Origin of the sequence: Flavobacterium chungbukense, from assembly GCF_020805785.1 — a bacterium.
Classification (GTDB): domain Bacteria; phylum Bacteroidota; class Bacteroidia; order Flavobacteriales; family Flavobacteriaceae; genus Flavobacterium; species Flavobacterium chungbukense.
This window is the reverse complement of sequence record NZ_JAJGZV010000003.1, coordinates 771,214-789,475: the sequence shown is the minus strand read 5'-3', so window position 1 is coordinate 789,475 and position 18,262 is coordinate 771,214. Positions and strand designations below refer to the sequence as shown.

The following is an 18,262-nucleotide window of genomic DNA, read 5'->3' as shown; positions in this document are numbered from 1 at the left end:
TAGCATAAAAACTCAGTCATCCTTTGACTGAGTTTTTTTGTTTTGGTACATTTGGAATAGAATTTGCATTTATTTATCTTTATAATGAAATGTAAAAATTGTACTATGAAAAAGCTTATCCTCATCATATTAGCACTAACAACACTGGCGTTCGACACTCAAAAAGAAGACGCTTTCGATACTGGAGAATATTTTAAATTTAGAATTCATTACGGAATTGTAAATGCAGGTTACGCTACTCTCGAAGTAAAAGACGCCATAATCAATAACAAAAAAGTATATCACTCTGTTGGAAAAGGTTACACTACCGGAATGTCTAAATTTTTCTTCAAAGTAGAAGATTTATACGAAAGCTATTTTGACAAAGAAACTGGAAAACCATATCGATATGTTCGAAAAATTGACGAAGGCGGTTACACCAAAAATCAAGAAGGTTTTTTCAATCAAGCAGAAAATAGAGTTTTAGTAAAAGACTATAAAAGAAAATCAGAAAAAACGATTATTGTTACCGAAGAAGTGCAAGACATTGTTTCTGCATTTTACTATTTAAGAAACCATCCCAATATTGACAAATTAAAATCGGGCGAAGCAATCACAATAGACATGTTTTTTGATGATGAAATCACAAAATTTAAGTTAAAATATGTAGGCCGTCAAGATATTACAACTAAATTTGGAACCGTTTCTACAATGGTCTTCAAACCATTGGTGCAAACAGGAAGAGTATTTAAAGAAAAGGAAAGTTTAACACTCTGGATAACAGACGACGACAACAAAGTTCCAATTAGAATTAAAGCAGATCTAGCAGTTGGCTCGCTAAAAGCAGATCTCGATGAATATAAAGGATTGAAAAGTCCGCTTAAAGTAAAAAAGAAATGAATTTAACTGATAATTCAGAAGCAATTTTAAAAGAAATTGATCAAAAATTTCAAGCCATTAATCAAAAAACTGATGTTCAGTTAGAAGGATTGCTTTGGGCTAAACCAATCACTTATTGGGATTACATTCAGACTGACGCTCTTTTAAATTTACAAATACAACGCACCACACTTCCTGACGAAATGGTTTTTATCATGTATCATCAGGTAAACGAATTAATCTTTAAAATGATTTTGTGGGAAATTGACCAGATTGCCGAGAAAGAAAACATTCAAGTAGATTTCTTTAGCGAAAGATTATCTAGAATAACACGTTATTTTGATATGCTTACCAACTCTTTCAGCATTATGGAAAATGGTATGGAAGTAGATCAATACATGAAATTCAGAAACACGCTTACACCTGCAAGCGGTTTTCAAAGTGCACAATACAGAATGATTGAATTTGCTTCGACAGATGTCATTAATTTAACCGACAGAAGATACAAAGCAAACTTTGACGAAAACACCGATCTAGAAACCAGCTTCGAACATTTATATTGGCAAGCTGCGGGAAAAGATTATCATACAGGAGAAAAATCATATTTGCTGCAAGAATTTGAGAAAAAATACAAAGAGCAATTTTTGAGACAAATGGCTTCTTTTAAAACCAAAAACATTTGGCAAAAATTCACACAATTACCTGCTGAAGACCAACAAAATACAGAACTAATTACTGCCATGCGTCATTACGATGAAACAGTCAATATTACTTGGGTGATGCAGCATCTTAATACGGCGAGAAAATATATTTTAGAAAGCGGAAAAGGAAATGGCGAAGCTACCGGCGGAAGTGACTGGCAAAAATATATGCATCCAAAATACCAAAGACGCATCTTTTTTCCTAAATTGTGGACCGAAGAAGAATTGTCGAATTGGGGAAATGAAACCGTAGCATAATTTCACCACAAAAAAACAAAAAGTTTGAAAAAAGCAGTCGTAATTTTAATTGTCTTGTTTTCTATTTTTTCATGTAAAAAAGCAGAAGAAAAAGTAGAAACCAAAATTACTAAACCAGCAACCAAAAAAATAGAATTCGGTTTTAATTACGCAGATTTCAATGTTGTTAACGATACAATTTCAAAAGGAGATTCATTTGGCTCCATTATTCAAGGTCAGACTATTGGCGACAAAAAAGTTTTTGACATTGTAGAACAAGTTAAAGATTCTTTTAATGTAAGAAGTATTCGTTACGGCAAACCTTTCACTTTACTTCGATCAAAAAATAAAACCAACAATTTACAGGTTTTTATTTATCAGCCAGACGCTTTAAGTTATTATGTTATTGATTTAAGAGACAGTATTGCAAAGGCTTATAAAAAAATAAAACCAGTAACTTTAAAAAGAAAAATTATTGGCGGTGTTTTAAAAAGTTCACTTTCTGAAACTTTAGGAAATGAAAGTGTAGAAACAGCATTGGCCAGCAGAATCACAAAAGTATTTTCATGGTCTATCGATTTCTTTAAACTTAAAAAAGGAGATCGCTACGGATTAATTTTCACAGAACGTTTTATCAACGGAAAAACGTATGATGGTGTAGAAGAACTGGAAGCGGCATTTTTTGAATATAAAGGTAAAATTGTTTATGCTTTCCCTTTTGAAAGAGATACCACTTCAGGAAAAGTAGAATATTATGATGATGAAGGAAAAACACTTAAAAATTTCTTCTTGAAAACACCAATCAAATTCAGCCGAATCACTTCAAGATTCACAATGAATAGATTCCACCCAGTACAACACACCTGGAAAGCCCACAAAGGAACCGATTATGCCGCTCCAACAGGAACTCCGATTTCAACGACTGCTTCTGGAGTTGTAGAAACCACAGGATATACCGCTGGAAACGGAAACTTTGTCAAAGTAAAACACAACGGAACCTACTCTACTCAATATTTACATATGTCTAAAATCTTGGTTCGCCGTGGACAACGCGTTACACAAGGACAGACAATTGGTTTGGTTGGAAGTACCGGTTTAGCTTCAGGACCTCACGTTTGTTACCGCTTTTGGAAAAATGGCGTCCAAGTAGATGCCTTACGATTGAATCTTCCGACTGGAGAATCTTTGACTGGAAATGACAGAACTCGTTTCATGAAGCAAATTGAACCTTTGAAGAGAGAATTGGATAGTATTGGAAATTTGTAAATAATTCACTTATAAATTTTAGATTTCAAATCGAAAAACATGAAAAATTCGCGTCTTAAAACCATGTATCATGAAACTTTTTCGGGTTTAAAATTATTTTACAGAGACACCAATTTCTCTGATAATTTAATTTCAAATTATAAAATTGGTCAAATCATTCAAGAAAAAGGTTTTACGGATATGAGTTCAATGAGCGGAGGTCTTTCGGGAAACTTCAGGTATTTAATTGCAAGTGCTCACGCCAAAGATTTATCAAAATTTAATCCTGATTCGGCAAAAATTGGTCATTTTCTTTTAGATTCGATTGCGTATTTTAAAGTATTGGATATTCAGAAAATTGAAAACAAGACACAGGTTTTTCTTTTAAATATACCAGACAATTCGATTTCACTTTTCAAAAATTCAACTTCAAATTTAGAAGATGAAATTATAGAAAAAGCTCAAAAACGCTTTCGCGAAAAAATCGATTTACCGTTAATTCCAGAATTACAAACTGAAAACTGGAAAGAGAGAACAAAATCTCCGCTTGGAATGAGTGATAATGGCGAATTATTTTTTGATGATTCTAAAATAAAAACAGAATCTCCAAAAAGAATTGATGTTGATATTACAAAGAAAGTTATTGAAATCAACAAAAAGCCTTGGTGGAAAATTTGGTAAACTTAAATTATGAAATCCATTTTATTAGTATCAATTTCTATTATCTTAATTGGATGTTCTAAACCGAAAGCTTTTGTTTTAAATGATACCAAAGAAAATAAATATTTTGTTTTAGAATTCATCAATAAAGCTTTTAAAGAAAATCAGATAGGAAAGTCTCCATTAATTGTAATTGATGGAATTCCCTTTAAATATGACAAAAGCAAAGACACTATTAGATTACCCTTTAAAAGATCAGACATTAGCAGTTTAAATTTTTTAAATGAAAATAGCAGTCGTATTATATACAATGAAAAAGAAAACAATGGCGCTATTATCATAAGTACAAAAATCCAAACTCAGAATCCATAAAACGTTTTCGTAACTAATTGTTATATAATCGTGAACCGTTCCCCTTTTAAAAGTTATTTCAGTATTTTTGTGTTTCAAAGAACAAACTCAATTATAGATAAAAATGGCTTTAAACACAACAAACCCAACTGGGACTGAAGCGTGGAAAAATCTGCAAAACCACTATAACGCAATTCACGAAACCACCATACAAGAATTGTTTCAACAAGATAGTGCCCGCGCTGAAAAATTCAATTTGCAATGGAAAGATTTCCTTGTAGATTATTCTAAAAACAATATCAGTCAGGAAACTATTTCGCTTTTATTAGAATTAGCAAATTCAATCGGATTAAAAGATGCAATCGCTGATTATTTTGGAGGTGAATTAATTAACAAAACAGAGAATCGTGCAGTTCTTCATACGGCTTTACGCGCTCCAGAATCGGCAGTAATTAAAGTGGATGGAGAAAATGTAATTCCAGAAGTTTACGAAGTAAAAAATAAAATTAAAAAATTTACTGAAGAAGTAATTTCAGGACAAAGAAAAGGATATACCGGAAAAGCTTTTACTGATGTTGTAAATATCGGAATTGGTGGTTCTGACCTTGGTCCAGTTATGGCGGTTGAAGCTTTACAGTTTTACAAAAACCACTTAAATCTGCATTTCGTTTCAAACGTTGACGGAGATCACGTAAACGAAATCATCAAGAAATTAAATCCTGAAACGACTTTATTTGTAATTGTTTCTAAAACATTTACAACGCAAGAAACGCTTTCAAACTCGGAAACAATTAAAGAATGGTTTTTAAAATCGGCTTCTCAGGAAGATATTGCAAAACACTTTGCAGCGGTTTCTACAAACATTAAAAATGTAACAGAATTCGGAATTAATCCAGACAACGTTTTCCCTATGTGGGATTGGGTTGGAGGGAGATTTTCTCTTTGGAGTGCTGTTGGTTTAAGTATCGCTTTGGCCATTGGATTTGAAAACTACAACCAATTATTAGTTGGAGCAAACGAAATGGACGAGCATTTCAAATCAACAGAACTAGACCAAAACATTCCGGTAATTTTAGCTTTATTAAGTGTTTGGTACAATAATTTTTATGGTGCTGAAAGTGAAGCGTTGATTCCTTATACACAATATTTATCAAAATTAGCTCCTTATTTGCAACAAGCAACTATGGAAAGCAACGGAAAAAGTGTTGGCCGCGACGGAAAACCAGTTAATTACCAAACGGGAACTATTATCTGGGGAGAACCAGGAACAAATTCGCAACATGCTTTCTTCCAATTAATTCACCAAGGAACAAAAAGAATTCCAACAGATTTTATCGGTTTTGTAAAACCTCTTTACGGAAACGAAGATCATCATGATAAATTGATGTCGAACTTTTTTGCTCAAACAGAAGCTTTAATGAACGGAAAAACTCCAGCGCAAGTTCAAGCAGAATTTGACAAACAAGGACTTTCAGCCGAAAAAGCATCTTATTTATTGCCTTTTAAAGTTTTTACAGGAAACAAACCAACCAATACAATCCTAATTCAAAAACTAACTCCAAAAAGTTTAGGATCGTTAATTGCTTTATACGAACATAAAATTTTCACTCAGGGAATCATTTGGAACATTTTCAGTTTTGATCAATGGGGAGTTGAATTAGGAAAACAATTGGCTAATTCTATCTTAGATGAGATTAATTCTAAAACTGTTAAAACACATGACAGTTCGACTTCTTTCTTGCTAAATCACTTTTTGAAAAATAAGTAAAAAGTAAAATTTACAAATTTCATAACACTTTGGAACGTCTTAATTTAACCTAAATTAAGACGTTTTTTTTCATAAAATACCGACAAAAACATGAAAAATATCGGCAATTTGCACGTTTAAGCTTACAACATAATTCAAATAATTACATAATTAACAAAAAAGCTTTACATAAATTCAAAAAAACAACGTTTTTTTTATGTAAAAAAGAAAAATTCATTTTAATGCGCAACACAAAAGACAAAAGTTATTTTTCTTAACATTTCGATAACATTATCTGAGTTAATTGTTATAATTTTGCCAAAAACAAATAACAAAACAGATGAAAAAATTGTCAAAGTTTCTCTTACTGCTTTTAGCGTTTATTTATGCAGGAGATATTTATGCGCAAGGTAATACAACATCTTCTATTAATGGTGTTGTATATGATTCGCAAAACAAGTCCCTTCCAGGAGCAACGATTCTTGCAGTTCATGAGGCTTCAGGTAGCCGTTACTCAACCACAACGGATTTTGATGGTCACTTTAGAATCTCTAACATGCGTGTTGGTGGTCCTTACAAAATTGAAGTAACCTTTATTGGTTTCACAACCTACACAGAATCAGGAGTTTATTTACAACTTGGTGATTCAAAAAATTTAAAAGTTGTTTTAAAAGACGAAACAAGCCAACTTAGCGAGGTTGTAGTTGTTGCTAAAAAAGATCCAACTTTTAACTCTAAAAAGACTGGAGCTCAAACAATTATTGATCACGACAAGATCAACGAATTGCCATCTTTATCAAGAAATATTGCTGACTTTGCAAGACTTACACCACAAGCACAATTACGTGGAGATGATGTAATCTCAATCGGCGGACAAAATAACAGATTCAATGCAATTTATATTGATGGAGCTGTAAACAATGACGTTTTCGGATTAGCTGCAAACGGAACAAACGGTGGACAAACAGGAGTTTCTCCAATTTCATTAGATGCGATTGAGCAATTTCAAGTGAGTGTTTCTCCTTACGACGTAAAATTATCAGGATTCGCTGGAGGAGCAATTAGTGCTATTACACGTTCTGGAACAAATAACTTTGATGGTTCTGCTTATTTCTTATACAGAGACCAATCTTTGGCAGGAAAGACTCCAACACGCAGCGGAAGCGGTGTCGAGAGAAAACGATTGGGTGATTTTACAGCACAAACATATGGTGTTAGAGCTGGAGGAGCAATTTTAAAAGATAAATTATTCTATTTCATTAACTATGAAAAACAGGAGAATGATACACCACAGCCTTTTGATATTGCAAATTACACAGGAACTACAAAAGCTGCAGGGTTAGAGACTTTAAGTAATTTTTTAATAAATACATATGGTTACAACCCTGGAACATATCAAAATAATAAATTATCATTGACAAGTGATAAGTTAATTGCTAAAATTGACTGGAACATTAATGATAACAATAAATTATCTGTTAAAAACAGTTATGTAAAAGCTACAAACTTTTCTCCATTCCGTTCTTCAAACACTGCAATTAATTTCTTGAACGGTGCTCAATCTTTTGAGTCTGTTACAAATTCAGCATCGTTAGAATTAAACACTAGATTCAATAATAAATTTTCGAATAACTTAGTTGTTGGATACACAACTGTAAATGATGATAGAGATGCGTCTGGAGATCCATTCCCAACGGTAACTATTAGAGATGGTGTTGGTGCAACGATTTATTTTGGATCTGAAGCAAGTTCGACAGCAAACTTATTAAATCAAAGAGTCTTAACTATCACTGATAACTTTGAAATTAATTTGGGTAAACATAATATTTTAATTGGTACTCACAATGAATTATCTCACGCTAAAAACGTATTTATCAATAGAAACTACGGAGCGTATGATTTCAATAGCGTAAGCGATTTCATGGGTGGAGTTAAGGCATACCGTTACCGTTTAGGATATTCATTATATGGTGGTTCAGGAGATGATTCTAAAGGAGCTGCTGATTTCAATATGAATCAATTTGGTTTATATGTTCAGGACAATATTAGAATATCTGACAACTTTCGCTTAAATGTTGGCGTAAGAGCTGATATGCCAGTATGGTATGATGGACTTGTGAATGAAGATTTTAATACAAGAACAATTGGCCTATTGGAAGCTAAAGGAAAAGATTTAAAAGGAGCAAAAGTTGGTCAGCCAATTAAAAGCACTGTTCACTTCTCTCCAAGAATCGGATTCAACTACGACGTAAACGGAGATAAAGAAACTCAGGTTAGAGGAGGTATTGGTGTTTTTACATCAAGAGTTCCATTAGTATGGCCTGGTGGAGCATACAATAATAACGGTATTTCTCAAAACAGTATCCTGATAAACAATTCTACTGCTACTCCTACACCAAACTTCAATCCTAACACTAATATTGATAGCCAATTAAGTGGTGTTCCTTCAGCTCCATTACCTGGAAGTGGACAAGTGGGTGGAAATATCGATTTATTTGCTAAAGATTTTAAACTTCCACAAGTTTTAAAAACTAGCTTAGCTTTCGATCGTAAATTAGGTGCTGGCTGGATACTATCTGCTGAGGCAATTTGGAATGAAAACCTTAACTCAATCCAATACCAAAACTTAAACATTGATGCACCTGTAACTAATTTAACAGGAGCAGACAACAGACCAAGATACAATGGAAATGTTCGTATCGATAATACTTACCAAGGTATTTATTTAGCATCTAATAAAAAAGCAGGAAGTTCATGGAACACAAACTTTACCGTATCTAAGAACTTCACATCAGATTTTATTGACGCAAATATTTCAGCAACTTATGCTTATGGAGAGTCATATGTTTGGATGGATGCAACAAGTTCTCAAAACAGTTCACAATGGCAATTCATCGAAACTGTTAATGGTTCAAATGCAATTTCTGGAGTATCTAGATCGGATTTTGATCAAGGATCAAGAGTACTTGCTAATTCTTCTATAAAATTCAAATGGAATAAATCAATTAAAACTACGATTGGTCTTTATTACGAAGGTACTCAAGGAACTCCTTTTAGCTATGTTTATGATGACGCTGGTAACTTATTGCGTGATACTTTTGCAGCTTCAGCATTAATCTATGTTCCTGCTAACAAAAACGAAATAGTTTTCACTCCTACTGCAACAATGACAGCAGATCAACAATGGGAAGCTTTTAATAGTTTTATCTCTAATGATAAATATTTAAACAGCAGAAGAGGTAAATATGCAGAACGTAACGGAGATCGTTTAGACTGGAGTCATGTTATAGATGTGAAAATTGCTCAGGAATTCTCAATCAATGTTAACAAGAAAAGCCATAAATTAGAATTTACAGCTGATATCTTTAACTTTACAAATTTGTTAAACAAAAACTGGGGAAGAAGATACTTTATGTCAAACGATCAGATCTTAGTTCTTAGACACAGTGGATTCTTACCAAACGGAACAACCCCAACATTTACTTATAATCCAAATACTACAAGTACTGTTAAAAATCAAATTGATGACGTAGGTTTACAATCATCAAGATGGCAAATGCAAGTTGGAGCTAGATATTCTTTCAACTAATAAAGAACCATCCTAAATAATAAAAACGGCATTGACTTTTAAGTTTAATGCCGTTTTTTTTTAGTCATTTTTGCTATATTTGTTTCAAACAAAAAACAAGGTTTATGTATAATTTTCTACAAAAATTTCACTCTGGCTGGGCATACTTAGCATTGCTTCTTTTGCTAGTTGCAGTGGTAAATGCCATCATCGGAGTAACATCAAAAAAAGAGTTTACAGCTAAAGATCGAAAAATTGCTTTATTTGCTTTAATTGGAACTCACACTCAGCTATTAATTGGTTTAATACTATATTTTGTTTCTCCGTTAGGGAAAGCTGCTTTTGGTCAAATGTCAAATGCAGAACTTAGATTAACATCATTAGAGCACCCACTTATTAATCTTATTGCAATTGTCCTAATTACTATTGGATGGTCTAAACATAAAAAATTAATCAACAGCGAAGCTAAATTTAAAACCTTTGCTATTTTTTACGGATTAGGATTATTACTTATTTTAAGTAGAATTCCTTGGAACCTTTGGTTCTAAAAACCAATTAAGAGCCCTTTCAACAGGGCTTTTTTTATCTCGGCATATTATTTGTACAAACTCCCCCCAAGTCTGAAAAACAATAACCCATGAGAAATAAAAAAATTATTTTATTCGCCACAATCGCTTTCACATTAATTAGCGGCTTTACTTATGTCATAAGCCAAACCAAGCCTACTACAGACCCAAAAATCACCCAAGACACTTTAAAAAATGCAAGACCAAATATTATTGCATTACCAATAGACTCGGTATTTACAGACAAAGGCTTAAAACTTAGACCATACAAAAAAAATGCTCATGCCTCCTACTATGCAGATCGTTTTAATGGAAAAAGAACCGCTAACGGAAGCAGATTCAACAACAACAGTTATACAGCAGCTCATAAAAAACTTCCTTTCGGAACTAGAGTAAAAGTAACCAACGAAGCAAACGGAAAGTTTGTTATTGTAAAAATTACCGACCGCGGTCCGTTTGTAAAAACCCGCGAGATCGATTTATCTAAAAGAGCTTTTATGGATATCACCAAAAATAAGGGTGCCGGAGCAATGAAAGTTACAATCGAAACTATAGTAGAATAAAAAAATCCCGCTTTAAAAAGCGGGATTTTTATTTTAAACCAATTTTCTTAAAGTCATCACGATTCCGGTATGAATTCCTTCGTGATAATTATTAAAATCTAATGCGTCTTGAACGCTGCTTAATGTAAATCCCATACTGGTGGTATATTCATTATAATCTACAAAAAGACCGCTTTCAAAATCATTTTTTGTTTTTTCAAATGTGCTTAAAAGCAAAGTCTTAATTTCATTTACTTCTTCTTCAGAAACATCTCCTTCTGGTTTTGTTCCTTTTCGGTATTTCAAAATAAATTCTTCTGAAACCATGGTCGGAAGACCTGATAATTTGTACACCAATGTCTGCTGCGCAGCGACACAATGCCCTACATTCCAAATAATATTATTATTAAAACCTTGCGGAATTTTGTTTAATTGTTCTAAAGAATGTCCATCTAAGATTTTTAAGAGAATTTCTCTAATTGTTTTTTGCGTTTCAAAAACCGAACTCATATTATTATTTTTTTTCTAAAATTAATCATTTTTAAGTTTCAAATGATTTTTCTTTGTAGTCTAATACAATTCAAAAATCATGGACAAAATATATTATTTAGCTTCTTGCGATACATGCAGAAAAATTATCAAAAGCTTACCCGAAAACAATTTAGTTTTTCAAGATATCAGACAAGATCCAATTACAGAAGATCAGTTGGAAGAAATGTACCAACTTTCAGGAAGTTATGAAGCTTTATTTAGTAAAAAAGCACAGTTGTACAAATCAATGGATTTAAAAAACAAATCTCTGACTGAAGCTGATTTTAAAAAATACATTTTAGAACATTATACTTTCTTAAGCCGTCCTGTTTTTATTATTGATGGCAAAATTTATATTGGAAACAGTCAAAATAATGTTACCGAAGTCATAAAAGCATTATCGTAAGAATCGTCTTGAAATATTTGTACGAAACTGATTTACAATTTACAACGCAAAGCAGCAAACTTTTAATTATCTTTGCGCCTTTATACTCAATTCTATGATACAATCTATGACAGGGTTTGGCAAAGCTTCTTTGCAATTGCCTACAAAAAAAATTACAGTTGAAGTAAAGTCCTTAAACAGCAAAGGTTTAGATCTAAATGTAAGAATGCCATCGCTTTACCGCGAAATGGAATTAGGATTACGCACTCAGATTTCGACTAAATTAGAGCGAGGAAAAATTGATTTTGCGATTTACATCGAAAACACCGCAGAACAAACTACAACTAAAGTAAATGTACCTGTTGTAAAATACTATATTGCACAGTTAAAAGAAGTCAATCCCGATGCTGACGAAACTGAATTAATGAAAATGGCGGTTCGTATGCCTGATACATTAAAAACAGAACGTGAAGAAATTGACGAAGATGATTGGGAACAAATTCAGGTTATCATTGACGAAGCACTCCAAAACATCTTGAATTTCAGAAAAGACGAAGGTCAATCTTTGGAAAAAGAATTCAATCTGAGAATTGGAAATATTCGCCAATTTATGAATGATACTTTAGCACTTGATCCAGAACGCGTTCAAGCAATCAAAGATCGTTTACAAAATGCAATTTCAGAATTACAAGTAAATGTAGACGAAAACCGTTTTGAGCAGGAATTGATCTATTATTTAGAAAAATTAGATATTACTGAAGAAAAAGTTCGTTTAGGAAATCATTTAGATTACTTTTTAGAAACTTTAAATGGTTCTGAAGCTAATGGTAGAAAACTTGGTTTTATCACTCAGGAAATGGGTCGTGAAATCAATACAATGGGTTCAAAATCTAACCATGCTCAAATGCAGAAATTGGTTGTGATGATGAAAGATGAATTGGAGAAGATTAAGGAACAAGTTTTGAATGTGCTTTAAACATGAAACATTGTTTCATATTATTATTTTTTATAGTTTTTAATTGTTTTGGTCAAGAAGTTTCTGAAATAAATAAAGTTTTAGAAATACCTGACACATTAGGATTTCAAGAGGAAATCCGCATTTATAAAAATTACTCAATTACAGAAAGCATTGATTTTTTAAGAATGTTTAAAAACGAAAAAAATGAATGGGTGGCTCAAAAATTTTGGTATTCTAAAAATTTTAAAACCGTAACCAAAATTGATGTAATAAGTTTTTCAAAAGAAACCATTGGTAAATTAAAACCAAAAGATCCAGAATTAATTTGGCTTAATTTACTTATTACAAATATTGAATTTCTTCCAAACATGGAAGCCATTAAATACAAATTTGGTAAACCACAAATTGATTTAGATAGAGGTAAGCGAGGAATCTCTAGAATAAAAAAACATGTTGTAGACGGAGTTGGATACAAAGTATATGTTAGAAATGGAAAAACCAAAAACAGTTTCTATTTTGACAATCCTAAAACTTACTTAAAGTATTATCCAACGGTTGATGAATTAATTTCATATAATGAATTACTATCTGTTCTAGAAAAAGAATTTAGCTTTTAAAAACAGATTACACATATACACACAATGAACAAAGGAAAATTAATTGTTTTTTCGGCACCGTCCGGATCAGGAAAAACAACTATCGTAAAACATTTGTTAGGTCAAGAAGATTTAAACTTAGAATTTTCGATCTCAGCAGCTTCGCGTGACCCACGTGGAGAAGAAGTTCACGGAAAAGATTATTATTTTATTTCGCTGGAAGAATTCAAAAAACACATTAAAGCGGAAGATTTCCTTGAATGGGAAGAAGTTTACCGTGATAATTTCTACGGAACTTTAAAATCAGAAATTGAAAGAATCTGGGCTTTAGGAAAAAACGTCATTTTTGACATTGATGTTGCGGGCGGACTTCGTATTAAACATAAATTTCCTGAACAAACTTTAGCCGTTTTTGTAAAACCACCAAGTGTAGACGAACTTAAACGTAGATTAAAAGAACGCTCTACAGAAAGCGAAGACAAAATCAATATGAGAATTGCAAAAGCATCTGTAGAATTGGCCACTGCTCCACAATTTGATGTAATTATCAAAAATTATGATTTGCCCGTAGCATTGGAAGAAGCACATCAATTGGTTAAGGATTTTGTTTCTAAATAGTGATTAGTAAAGAGTAATTAGTAAATAGCGTAAAAAATGAGCGAAATAAGATCTTATAAAGATTTACTGATTTGGCAAAAAGGAATTAAAATCGTTTCTCTGATTTATCAATTAGTAAAATCATTCCCAAAAGAAGAATTATTTGCTTTAACCAGTCAGTTGAAGAGAGCTTCTGTGTCTATTCCATCAAATATAGCAGAAGGTTATGGCAGAAATACCGACAAATCTTTTGGACATTTTTTAAACATTTCAAGAGGATCTTTATTCGAAATTGAAACTCAATTACTTATTGCAAATGATCTTGGCTTTATAACTAGTGAAACTCTTTACAAAGAAATTTTAAATCAAATTGAAGAAGAATCAAAAATGATTAATGCTTTTTGTAAAACATTAAAAGACTAATCACTTTTTACTAATCACTATTTACTTCAATTTATGAAAGTAGGTCTTTATTTCGGAACATATAATCCTATCCACGTTGGTCATTTAATCATTGCCAATCATATGGCAGAATTTGCCGATTTAGATCAGATTTGGATGGTCGTTACGCCACATAATCCGTTAAAGAAAAAAGCGACTTTATTAGACGATCAGCAGCGTTTGCAAATGGTTTTTCTGGCAACAGAAGATTATCCAAAAATCAAGCCTTCTGATATTGAATTTAAACTGCCTCAGCCGAGTTATACAGTAATTACATTGGCACATTTACAAGAAAAATATCCTACTCATGAATTTTCATTAATTATGGGCGAGGATAATCTGAAAACGCTTCATAAATGGAAAAACTATGAGGTGATTTTAGAAAACCATGATATTTATGTCTATCCGCGTATTTCTGATGAACCAGAAAATGTAGAATTAAAATCGCATCCTAAAATTCATGTAATTGATGCACCAATTGTAGAAATTTCTTCGACTTTTATTCGAAATAATATTAAAGAAGGAAAAAACATTCAGCCTTTATTACCACCAAAAGTCTGGGAATATATTGATCATAATAATTTTTATAAGAAGTAAATGCTTTTTTCTGCTTCAATTTTTATTCCTGAAAAACCTAAATTCTTTAATTTAACCCTTTCAGAAAAATTATCATATTTGTCTATTGGAACAGTTATTTTGTATGGTTTAATATTACTTCTGATTGAACGATTTTTAGGTTATAAACTATCTCAGTACTTTTACTACCCTTTAGCACTTCTTTTGCTCTTTCATTTAGCTGGAACTTTTATTAGGCTTGCAGAATTTGAAAATTTCAATGGATATTTAAAAGGGAAAATTTCATTTGACGAAGATTTTCTCGTAGTAAATGAGATAGAATACAACTATTCAAATCTACAAGATCTTGTGATTTATGGAAATTCTTTCTCAGGAGAAAAAACACAAAACTATAAATCTGGTCCCATGTATGGAAATGGCACTAAAAACCTTATTTCGTTTACTTGTGATGGGATTAAAGTTGAAAAGTATTTTCAGTTAAACTCAGAAAGGCATCTTGACGAATTACAAGAGGTTTTAATTCATATTTTAACAACTGAAAAACTTCCTTATAAAAGAGAATATCTAGATTTTATAAATGATGAACATCGTTCATTTTTACTTTTCGAATTATTTATTGGAAAATTAATCCGAGAAAAACGAATGGAATGCAAAGAAGGAATTAATTTAATCGGTCTTAATTCTAAAGATGCAGCAGAGTTTAGATTAAAGTATTGTTCTTAAAATAAAAAACCTGAATTTAAATTCAGGCTTTTCTTTTATAATTATGCTTCGATACTTACTTCACTTTTTACTCTTGTTCTAATCTCACTAAGTGATTGATCGACTAAAAGTTTTCCATCTCTAAAAACCTCTTTCAATTCACCTTGTTTTTCTTCTTCCCAAGAAACATTATCAGTCAAATGATACTTTCCGTCAATCAAATCAATTTTCATTAATCCCTTGGCAGATTTTTTAGTTCCGTCGTCAGTGATTGGATCTTTAAAGATAGCTCTTCCCTCTCCGTTCACTTCTCCGTAAGTTGCTTTCATCGCAAATCCGAAAGTATCTCTGGTATTGTATTGATAAGTAAAAGATCCAATTCCTAATACGACATTCGTAGAAGCAAATCCCTTAGCTTTTAATCGTTCGCAGATTTGAGTTGCTCTTGCCACGGTGATACTATCTCCATAAATCGCACCAATTTGAGGCACTAATTCTTTAAACCCTTTTGTATTTGTAGAACCTCCAAAAACATCCCAAAGAAATTCAATAACACCTTTCTTTTCTTGTTCTGTTTTTCCGTTCGGATTTCCGCAGATAATATCAACTGGATCACCGCTATCAGGACGAATTACTACTTTTCCTTCTCTAGAAACAATTTCTTCTTTTAATCTTGGCAGATAATCTGTTAGTACTTTCCACAGATCCCAAGTATCAGAAACGATAGAAACGATTCCTTTTGGATAAACTTGCGTAATCAATCTTTTGAACGTTTCGTATTCGCCTTCTGTGGTTCCCATACACATTACAGAATGTTCTGTTGCAGCTACTGAACCCGCTACAAGTTCCAAATCTGAATTGGCATTGTAATATTCTTCTAAGAAATCGATAGCTGGAATAGTGTCAGAACCTGTAAAACTTAATAAATGTCCCGCTGCAGAAGTCAAAGCCGCTTCAATTCCGCCCATTCCTCTCATTGAGAAATCGTGCGCCTGCCAATCTACAAATTCTGGTACTGAAGAAGTTTCTGCTGCATATCTGTCTAAAACTTTTCTGTATTGTTTTGCCAAAGTCGCAGAATTACAAGGAAGCCAAACCACTGCAGAAAGTAACGTTTCGAAATAATTTGTCAACCAGAAAAATTCAGGAATGGTGTTGTACATCGTAAACATCGGCACACGCAATGGAACACTTGCTCCTTCCGGCAACGCTTTGAAAACCATCGGAATATAACCTAAATCATGTAAATCTTCGATATGTTTTGTTCCGACTAAATTTTCACCTAGATAGTTATTGATTCTTTTCGCGTATTTATTAACGACTTCTTCTTTTGGTTTCTTAAAGAAATACTCCTCAAAATCATGAATGATATATTTTTTAATGAAATATTGCAATCCGAAAAACACAACTTCGTCTAGCTCTTCAATTCTAGATTTTCTTGGTGTCCAGTTAGAATAAACAATGGTTGTTCCGTCTGGGTATTGTCTTCTGTGGTCAACTTTGTAACCGTCGGTTAATAGTAGTGGGTTCATATATTTTTATTTATATTTTAATTATTTCAATTCATCTCTAACTTCCATCAAAGCAAAACCTAAAAGATTTAAGCCTTGCCATTTTTCAGGGATTGTTGCATCCGTATGATCGCTTGCCAATCCGATTCCCCAAATAGGATCTACTGGACTTGCTTCGACTAAAACTCGGTTTTTTGTATTCAATAAAAACGTTTTTAAATCGAGGTTTTGGCTAAACTTATGAAAATTTCCTTGTTTTACAATTTCAAATCTATTGGCTAACCAAAGCTGATCATCATAATTTTTTACTTCACGCCCTAACTTTTTTGCTTCGGCTGGAGAATCGGCTAACAGAATTTTTTCTAAAATTTCTTTATCCTGAAACAATTCTGCCTTTTTGGCCATCATCCAATGCTCTGCTGTTTTGTATAGTATGCCTTCAACTTCAAAAGAACTTAACCACCATTGACTAAAACAGGTTTTTGTAATTTTCCCGTCTTCATTTGCCTGGTGTCCCCAGAAAAATAAAAACTTACTTTCTGGAGCTATTGTTGCTATATCGTATTTCATTTTGTTTGATTTTTTGTTTGCTTCAAGTTTCACGTTTCTAAAGAACTTGAAATCTGAAACTTGAAACTTTTTAAACTAATTGATCCAGTCCAATTACCTGAACATTTTCGCCTTCAAAATCTTTAAAAGAATTGGTAGTGAAAATTCCATCAAAGCAGTTTAAAACCTCAAAACCTTTATTGAAAATTCCGTGGCTTACCGCTAAGTACAATTTTCCGGCATTTTTCTTTTTCAATTCCTCAGCCAAACCGACAAAAGTACCGCCACCGTCGCAGATATCATCTACAATTAAGCAATCCATTACTTGCAAATCCTCTTCATAAACTTTAAAACCAGATAATTTTCCTGTTTTCACATCGCGGCTTTTACTGCATTCTACTACTTCTACTCCGCCTAAAAACTCAGATACTTTGTAGATTTTTTTCAAAGCGCCTCCATCTGGAGAAATTAATTTTACGTTTTGACCAATTCTATTTAAAACTTCTTTAATAAAAGTATAGTTCGGGATTACGGTACAATTGTTCAACAAAGCTGGAGTAACTTCTGAATGCGCATCGAAAACAAAAACTTTGCTCAATTGCAATGCATTGATAATATCAGCATAAACTTTTACAGACAAAGGTTCTCCAGGAATCATAACACGATCTTGTCTTGCTGCTGGAAAATATGGAATAAAAAGATCGATAATTTTAACGTCCATTCTTCGTAGGGCATCAACTGTGATACACAATAAGCCTAAATCGTTGAATGAATTTAATCGATGCGTGATTGTGATTTTTCTTTTTGGATCAAAATCTGGACTGATTTTAATATGGGGTTCTCCACCAGAAAATGTAAAACTTTGAAATTTGATTTCTTCCTGATTTTGGAAAGGAGCGAATTTTGGATCAAGATTTAGTATCATAGCTTTTTAGTTTGCG

The 18,262-nt window shown here is 32.6% G+C and carries 20 protein-coding genes; 16 read left to right on the top strand and 4 right to left on the bottom strand.

Going from position 1 to position 18,262, the window contains the following annotated elements; all coding sequences use genetic code 11:
- Nucleotides 1-105 precede the first annotated feature (105 nt).
- The 9 genes from LL966_RS13680 (at nucleotide 106) to LL966_RS13640 (ending at nucleotide 10,496) form a co-directional block, all read left to right on the top strand.
- Complete coding sequence (locus LL966_RS13680) at nucleotides 106-879, top strand: DUF3108 domain-containing protein (RefSeq protein ID WP_229353994.1); 774 nt, start codon at nucleotides 106-108, stop codon at nucleotides 877-879.
- On the top strand, nucleotides 876-1,817 hold the full coding sequence (locus LL966_RS13675; RefSeq protein ID WP_229353992.1) for a tryptophan 2,3-dioxygenase family protein: 942 nt from the start codon (nucleotides 876-878) through the stop codon (nucleotides 1,815-1,817). Before LL966_RS13680 ends, LL966_RS13675 begins: the two co-directional genes overlap by 4 nt.
- Nucleotides 1,818-1,841: 24 nt before the next feature.
- Nucleotides 1,842-3,062: a peptidoglycan DD-metalloendopeptidase family protein gene (locus tag LL966_RS13670; protein ID WP_229353990.1), complete on the top strand. Its 1,221-nt coding sequence runs from the start codon at nucleotides 1,842-1,844 to the stop codon at nucleotides 3,060-3,062.
- 39 nt (nucleotides 3,063-3,101) lie between these two features.
- Complete coding sequence (locus LL966_RS13665; protein WP_229353988.1) at nucleotides 3,102-3,722, top strand: hypothetical protein; 621 nt, start codon at nucleotides 3,102-3,104, stop codon at nucleotides 3,720-3,722.
- 9 nt (nucleotides 3,723-3,731) lie between these two features.
- Nucleotides 3,732-4,073 carry a hypothetical protein gene (locus LL966_RS13660; protein WP_229353986.1) on the top strand — a complete coding sequence of 114 codons (342 nt, stop codon included), beginning with the start codon at nucleotides 3,732-3,734 and terminating at the stop codon, nucleotides 4,071-4,073.
- Nucleotides 4,074-4,176: 103 nt separating this feature from the next.
- Nucleotides 4,177-5,820, top strand: a complete 1,644-nt coding sequence (gene pgi / locus LL966_RS13655; RefSeq protein WP_229353984.1) for a glucose-6-phosphate isomerase — start codon at nucleotides 4,177-4,179, stop codon at nucleotides 5,818-5,820.
- A 319-nt stretch (nucleotides 5,821-6,139) separates the two neighbouring features.
- A complete protein-coding gene (locus LL966_RS13650) occupies nucleotides 6,140-9,388 on the top strand; it encodes a TonB-dependent receptor (RefSeq protein WP_229353982.1) in 3,249 nt (1,082 codons plus the stop codon).
- A 104-nt stretch (nucleotides 9,389-9,492) separates the two neighbouring features.
- Nucleotides 9,493-9,915 (top strand): hypothetical protein, encoded by a 423-nt coding sequence (locus LL966_RS13645; protein ID WP_095953867.1) that lies wholly within the window; start codon nucleotides 9,493-9,495, stop codon nucleotides 9,913-9,915.
- A gap of 89 nt (nucleotides 9,916-10,004) precedes the next feature.
- A complete protein-coding gene (locus LL966_RS13640; RefSeq protein WP_229353980.1) occupies nucleotides 10,005-10,496 on the top strand; it encodes a septal ring lytic transglycosylase RlpA family protein in 492 nt (163 codons plus the stop codon).
- A 33-nt stretch (nucleotides 10,497-10,529) separates the two neighbouring features.
- On the opposite strand, the gene LL966_RS13635 is transcribed toward LL966_RS13640, so the two are convergent.
- Nucleotides 10,530-10,985 (bottom strand): DinB family protein, encoded by a 456-nt coding sequence (locus LL966_RS13635; protein ID WP_229353978.1) that lies wholly within the window; start codon nucleotides 10,983-10,985, stop codon nucleotides 10,530-10,532.
- A gap of 79 nt (nucleotides 10,986-11,064) precedes the next feature.
- Here LL966_RS13635 and LL966_RS13630 point away from each other — a divergent pair, with 79 nt between their 5' ends.
- From LL966_RS13630 to LL966_RS13600, 7 genes are all read left to right on the top strand, one after another.
- Nucleotides 11,065-11,412: an arsenate reductase family protein gene (locus LL966_RS13630; protein ID WP_229353976.1), complete on the top strand. Its 348-nt coding sequence runs from the start codon at nucleotides 11,065-11,067 to the stop codon at nucleotides 11,410-11,412.
- 94 nt (nucleotides 11,413-11,506) lie between these two features.
- A complete protein-coding gene (locus LL966_RS13625) occupies nucleotides 11,507-12,367 on the top strand; it encodes a YicC/YloC family endoribonuclease (RefSeq protein WP_229353974.1) in 861 nt (286 codons plus the stop codon).
- 2 nt (nucleotides 12,368-12,369) lie between these two features.
- Nucleotides 12,370-12,966, top strand: a complete 597-nt coding sequence (locus tag LL966_RS13620; RefSeq protein ID WP_229353973.1) for a hypothetical protein — start codon at nucleotides 12,370-12,372, stop codon at nucleotides 12,964-12,966.
- Nucleotides 12,967-12,990: 24 nt separating this feature from the next.
- On the top strand, nucleotides 12,991-13,563 hold the full coding sequence (gmk, locus tag LL966_RS13615) for a guanylate kinase (RefSeq protein ID WP_229353972.1): 573 nt from the start codon (nucleotides 12,991-12,993) through the stop codon (nucleotides 13,561-13,563).
- 36 nt (nucleotides 13,564-13,599) lie between these two features.
- A complete protein-coding gene (locus LL966_RS13610) occupies nucleotides 13,600-13,965 on the top strand; it encodes a four helix bundle protein (RefSeq protein ID WP_229353970.1) in 366 nt (121 codons plus the stop codon).
- A 33-nt stretch (nucleotides 13,966-13,998) separates the two neighbouring features.
- Nucleotides 13,999-14,580, top strand: a complete 582-nt coding sequence (nadD, locus tag LL966_RS13605) for a nicotinate (nicotinamide) nucleotide adenylyltransferase (protein ID WP_229353968.1) — start codon at nucleotides 13,999-14,001, stop codon at nucleotides 14,578-14,580.
- Nucleotides 14,581-15,282: a hypothetical protein gene (locus LL966_RS13600; RefSeq protein WP_229353966.1), complete on the top strand. Its 702-nt coding sequence runs from the start codon at nucleotides 14,581-14,583 to the stop codon at nucleotides 15,280-15,282. It abuts the gene before it with no gap.
- A gap of 41 nt (nucleotides 15,283-15,323) precedes the next feature.
- Here LL966_RS13600 and LL966_RS13595 read toward each other — a convergent pair whose 3' ends face one another.
- The 3 genes from LL966_RS13595 to prs form a co-directional block, all read right to left on the bottom strand.
- Entirely contained in the window at nucleotides 15,324-16,793 is a 1,470-nt protein-coding gene (locus LL966_RS13595; protein ID WP_229353965.1) for a nicotinate phosphoribosyltransferase, read from the bottom strand.
- 21 nt (nucleotides 16,794-16,814) lie between these two features.
- Nucleotides 16,815-17,342: an NADAR family protein gene (locus tag LL966_RS13590; RefSeq protein WP_229353963.1), complete on the bottom strand. Its 528-nt coding sequence runs from the start codon at nucleotides 17,340-17,342 to the stop codon at nucleotides 16,815-16,817.
- Between the two features lie 70 nt (nucleotides 17,343-17,412).
- A complete protein-coding gene (gene prs, locus LL966_RS13585) occupies nucleotides 17,413-18,246 on the bottom strand; it encodes a ribose-phosphate diphosphokinase (protein WP_229353962.1) in 834 nt (277 codons plus the stop codon).
- Between the last annotated feature and the right edge of the window lie 16 nt (nucleotides 18,247-18,262).

Bases quoted from the DNA above. Each gene is read 5' to 3' on its own strand.
- LL966_RS13680 (WP_229353994.1), top strand. From the start codon at position 106: ATGAAAAAGCTTATCCTCATCATATTAGCACTAACAACACTGGCGTTC.
- LL966_RS13675 (WP_229353992.1), top strand. From the start codon at position 876: ATGAATTTAACTGATAATTCAGAAGCAATTTTAAAAGAAATTGATCAA.
- LL966_RS13665 (WP_229353988.1), top strand. From the start codon at position 3,102: ATGAAAAATTCGCGTCTTAAAACCATGTATCATGAAACTTTTTCGGGT.
- LL966_RS13660 (WP_229353986.1), top strand. From the start codon at position 3,732: ATGAAATCCATTTTATTAGTATCAATTTCTATTATCTTAATTGGATGT.
- pgi (WP_229353984.1), top strand. From the start codon at position 4,177: ATGGCTTTAAACACAACAAACCCAACTGGGACTGAAGCGTGGAAAAAT.
- LL966_RS13650 (WP_229353982.1), top strand. From the start codon at position 6,140: ATGAAAAAATTGTCAAAGTTTCTCTTACTGCTTTTAGCGTTTATTTAT.
- LL966_RS13645 (WP_095953867.1), top strand. From the start codon at position 9,493: ATGTATAATTTTCTACAAAAATTTCACTCTGGCTGGGCATACTTAGCA.
- LL966_RS13640 (WP_229353980.1), top strand. From the start codon at position 10,005: ATGAGAAATAAAAAAATTATTTTATTCGCCACAATCGCTTTCACATTA.
- LL966_RS13635 (WP_229353978.1), bottom strand. From the start codon at position 10,985: ATGAGTTCGGTTTTTGAAACGCAAAAAACAATTAGAGAAATTCTCTTA.
- LL966_RS13630 (WP_229353976.1), top strand. From the start codon at position 11,065: ATGGACAAAATATATTATTTAGCTTCTTGCGATACATGCAGAAAAATT.
- LL966_RS13625 (WP_229353974.1), top strand. From the start codon at position 11,507: ATGATACAATCTATGACAGGGTTTGGCAAAGCTTCTTTGCAATTGCCT.
- LL966_RS13620 (WP_229353973.1), top strand. From the start codon at position 12,370: ATGAAACATTGTTTCATATTATTATTTTTTATAGTTTTTAATTGTTTT.
- gmk (WP_229353972.1), top strand. From the start codon at position 12,991: ATGAACAAAGGAAAATTAATTGTTTTTTCGGCACCGTCCGGATCAGGA.
- LL966_RS13610 (WP_229353970.1), top strand. From the start codon at position 13,600: ATGAGCGAAATAAGATCTTATAAAGATTTACTGATTTGGCAAAAAGGA.
- nadD (WP_229353968.1), top strand. From the start codon at position 13,999: ATGAAAGTAGGTCTTTATTTCGGAACATATAATCCTATCCACGTTGGT.
- LL966_RS13600 (WP_229353966.1), top strand. From the start codon at position 14,581: ATGCTTTTTTCTGCTTCAATTTTTATTCCTGAAAAACCTAAATTCTTT.
- LL966_RS13595 (WP_229353965.1), bottom strand. From the start codon at position 16,793: ATGAACCCACTACTATTAACCGACGGTTACAAAGTTGACCACAGAAGA.
- LL966_RS13590 (WP_229353963.1), bottom strand. From the start codon at position 17,342: ATGAAATACGATATAGCAACAATAGCTCCAGAAAGTAAGTTTTTATTT.
- prs (WP_229353962.1), bottom strand. From the start codon at position 18,246: ATGATACTAAATCTTGATCCAAAATTCGCTCCTTTCCAAAATCAGGAA.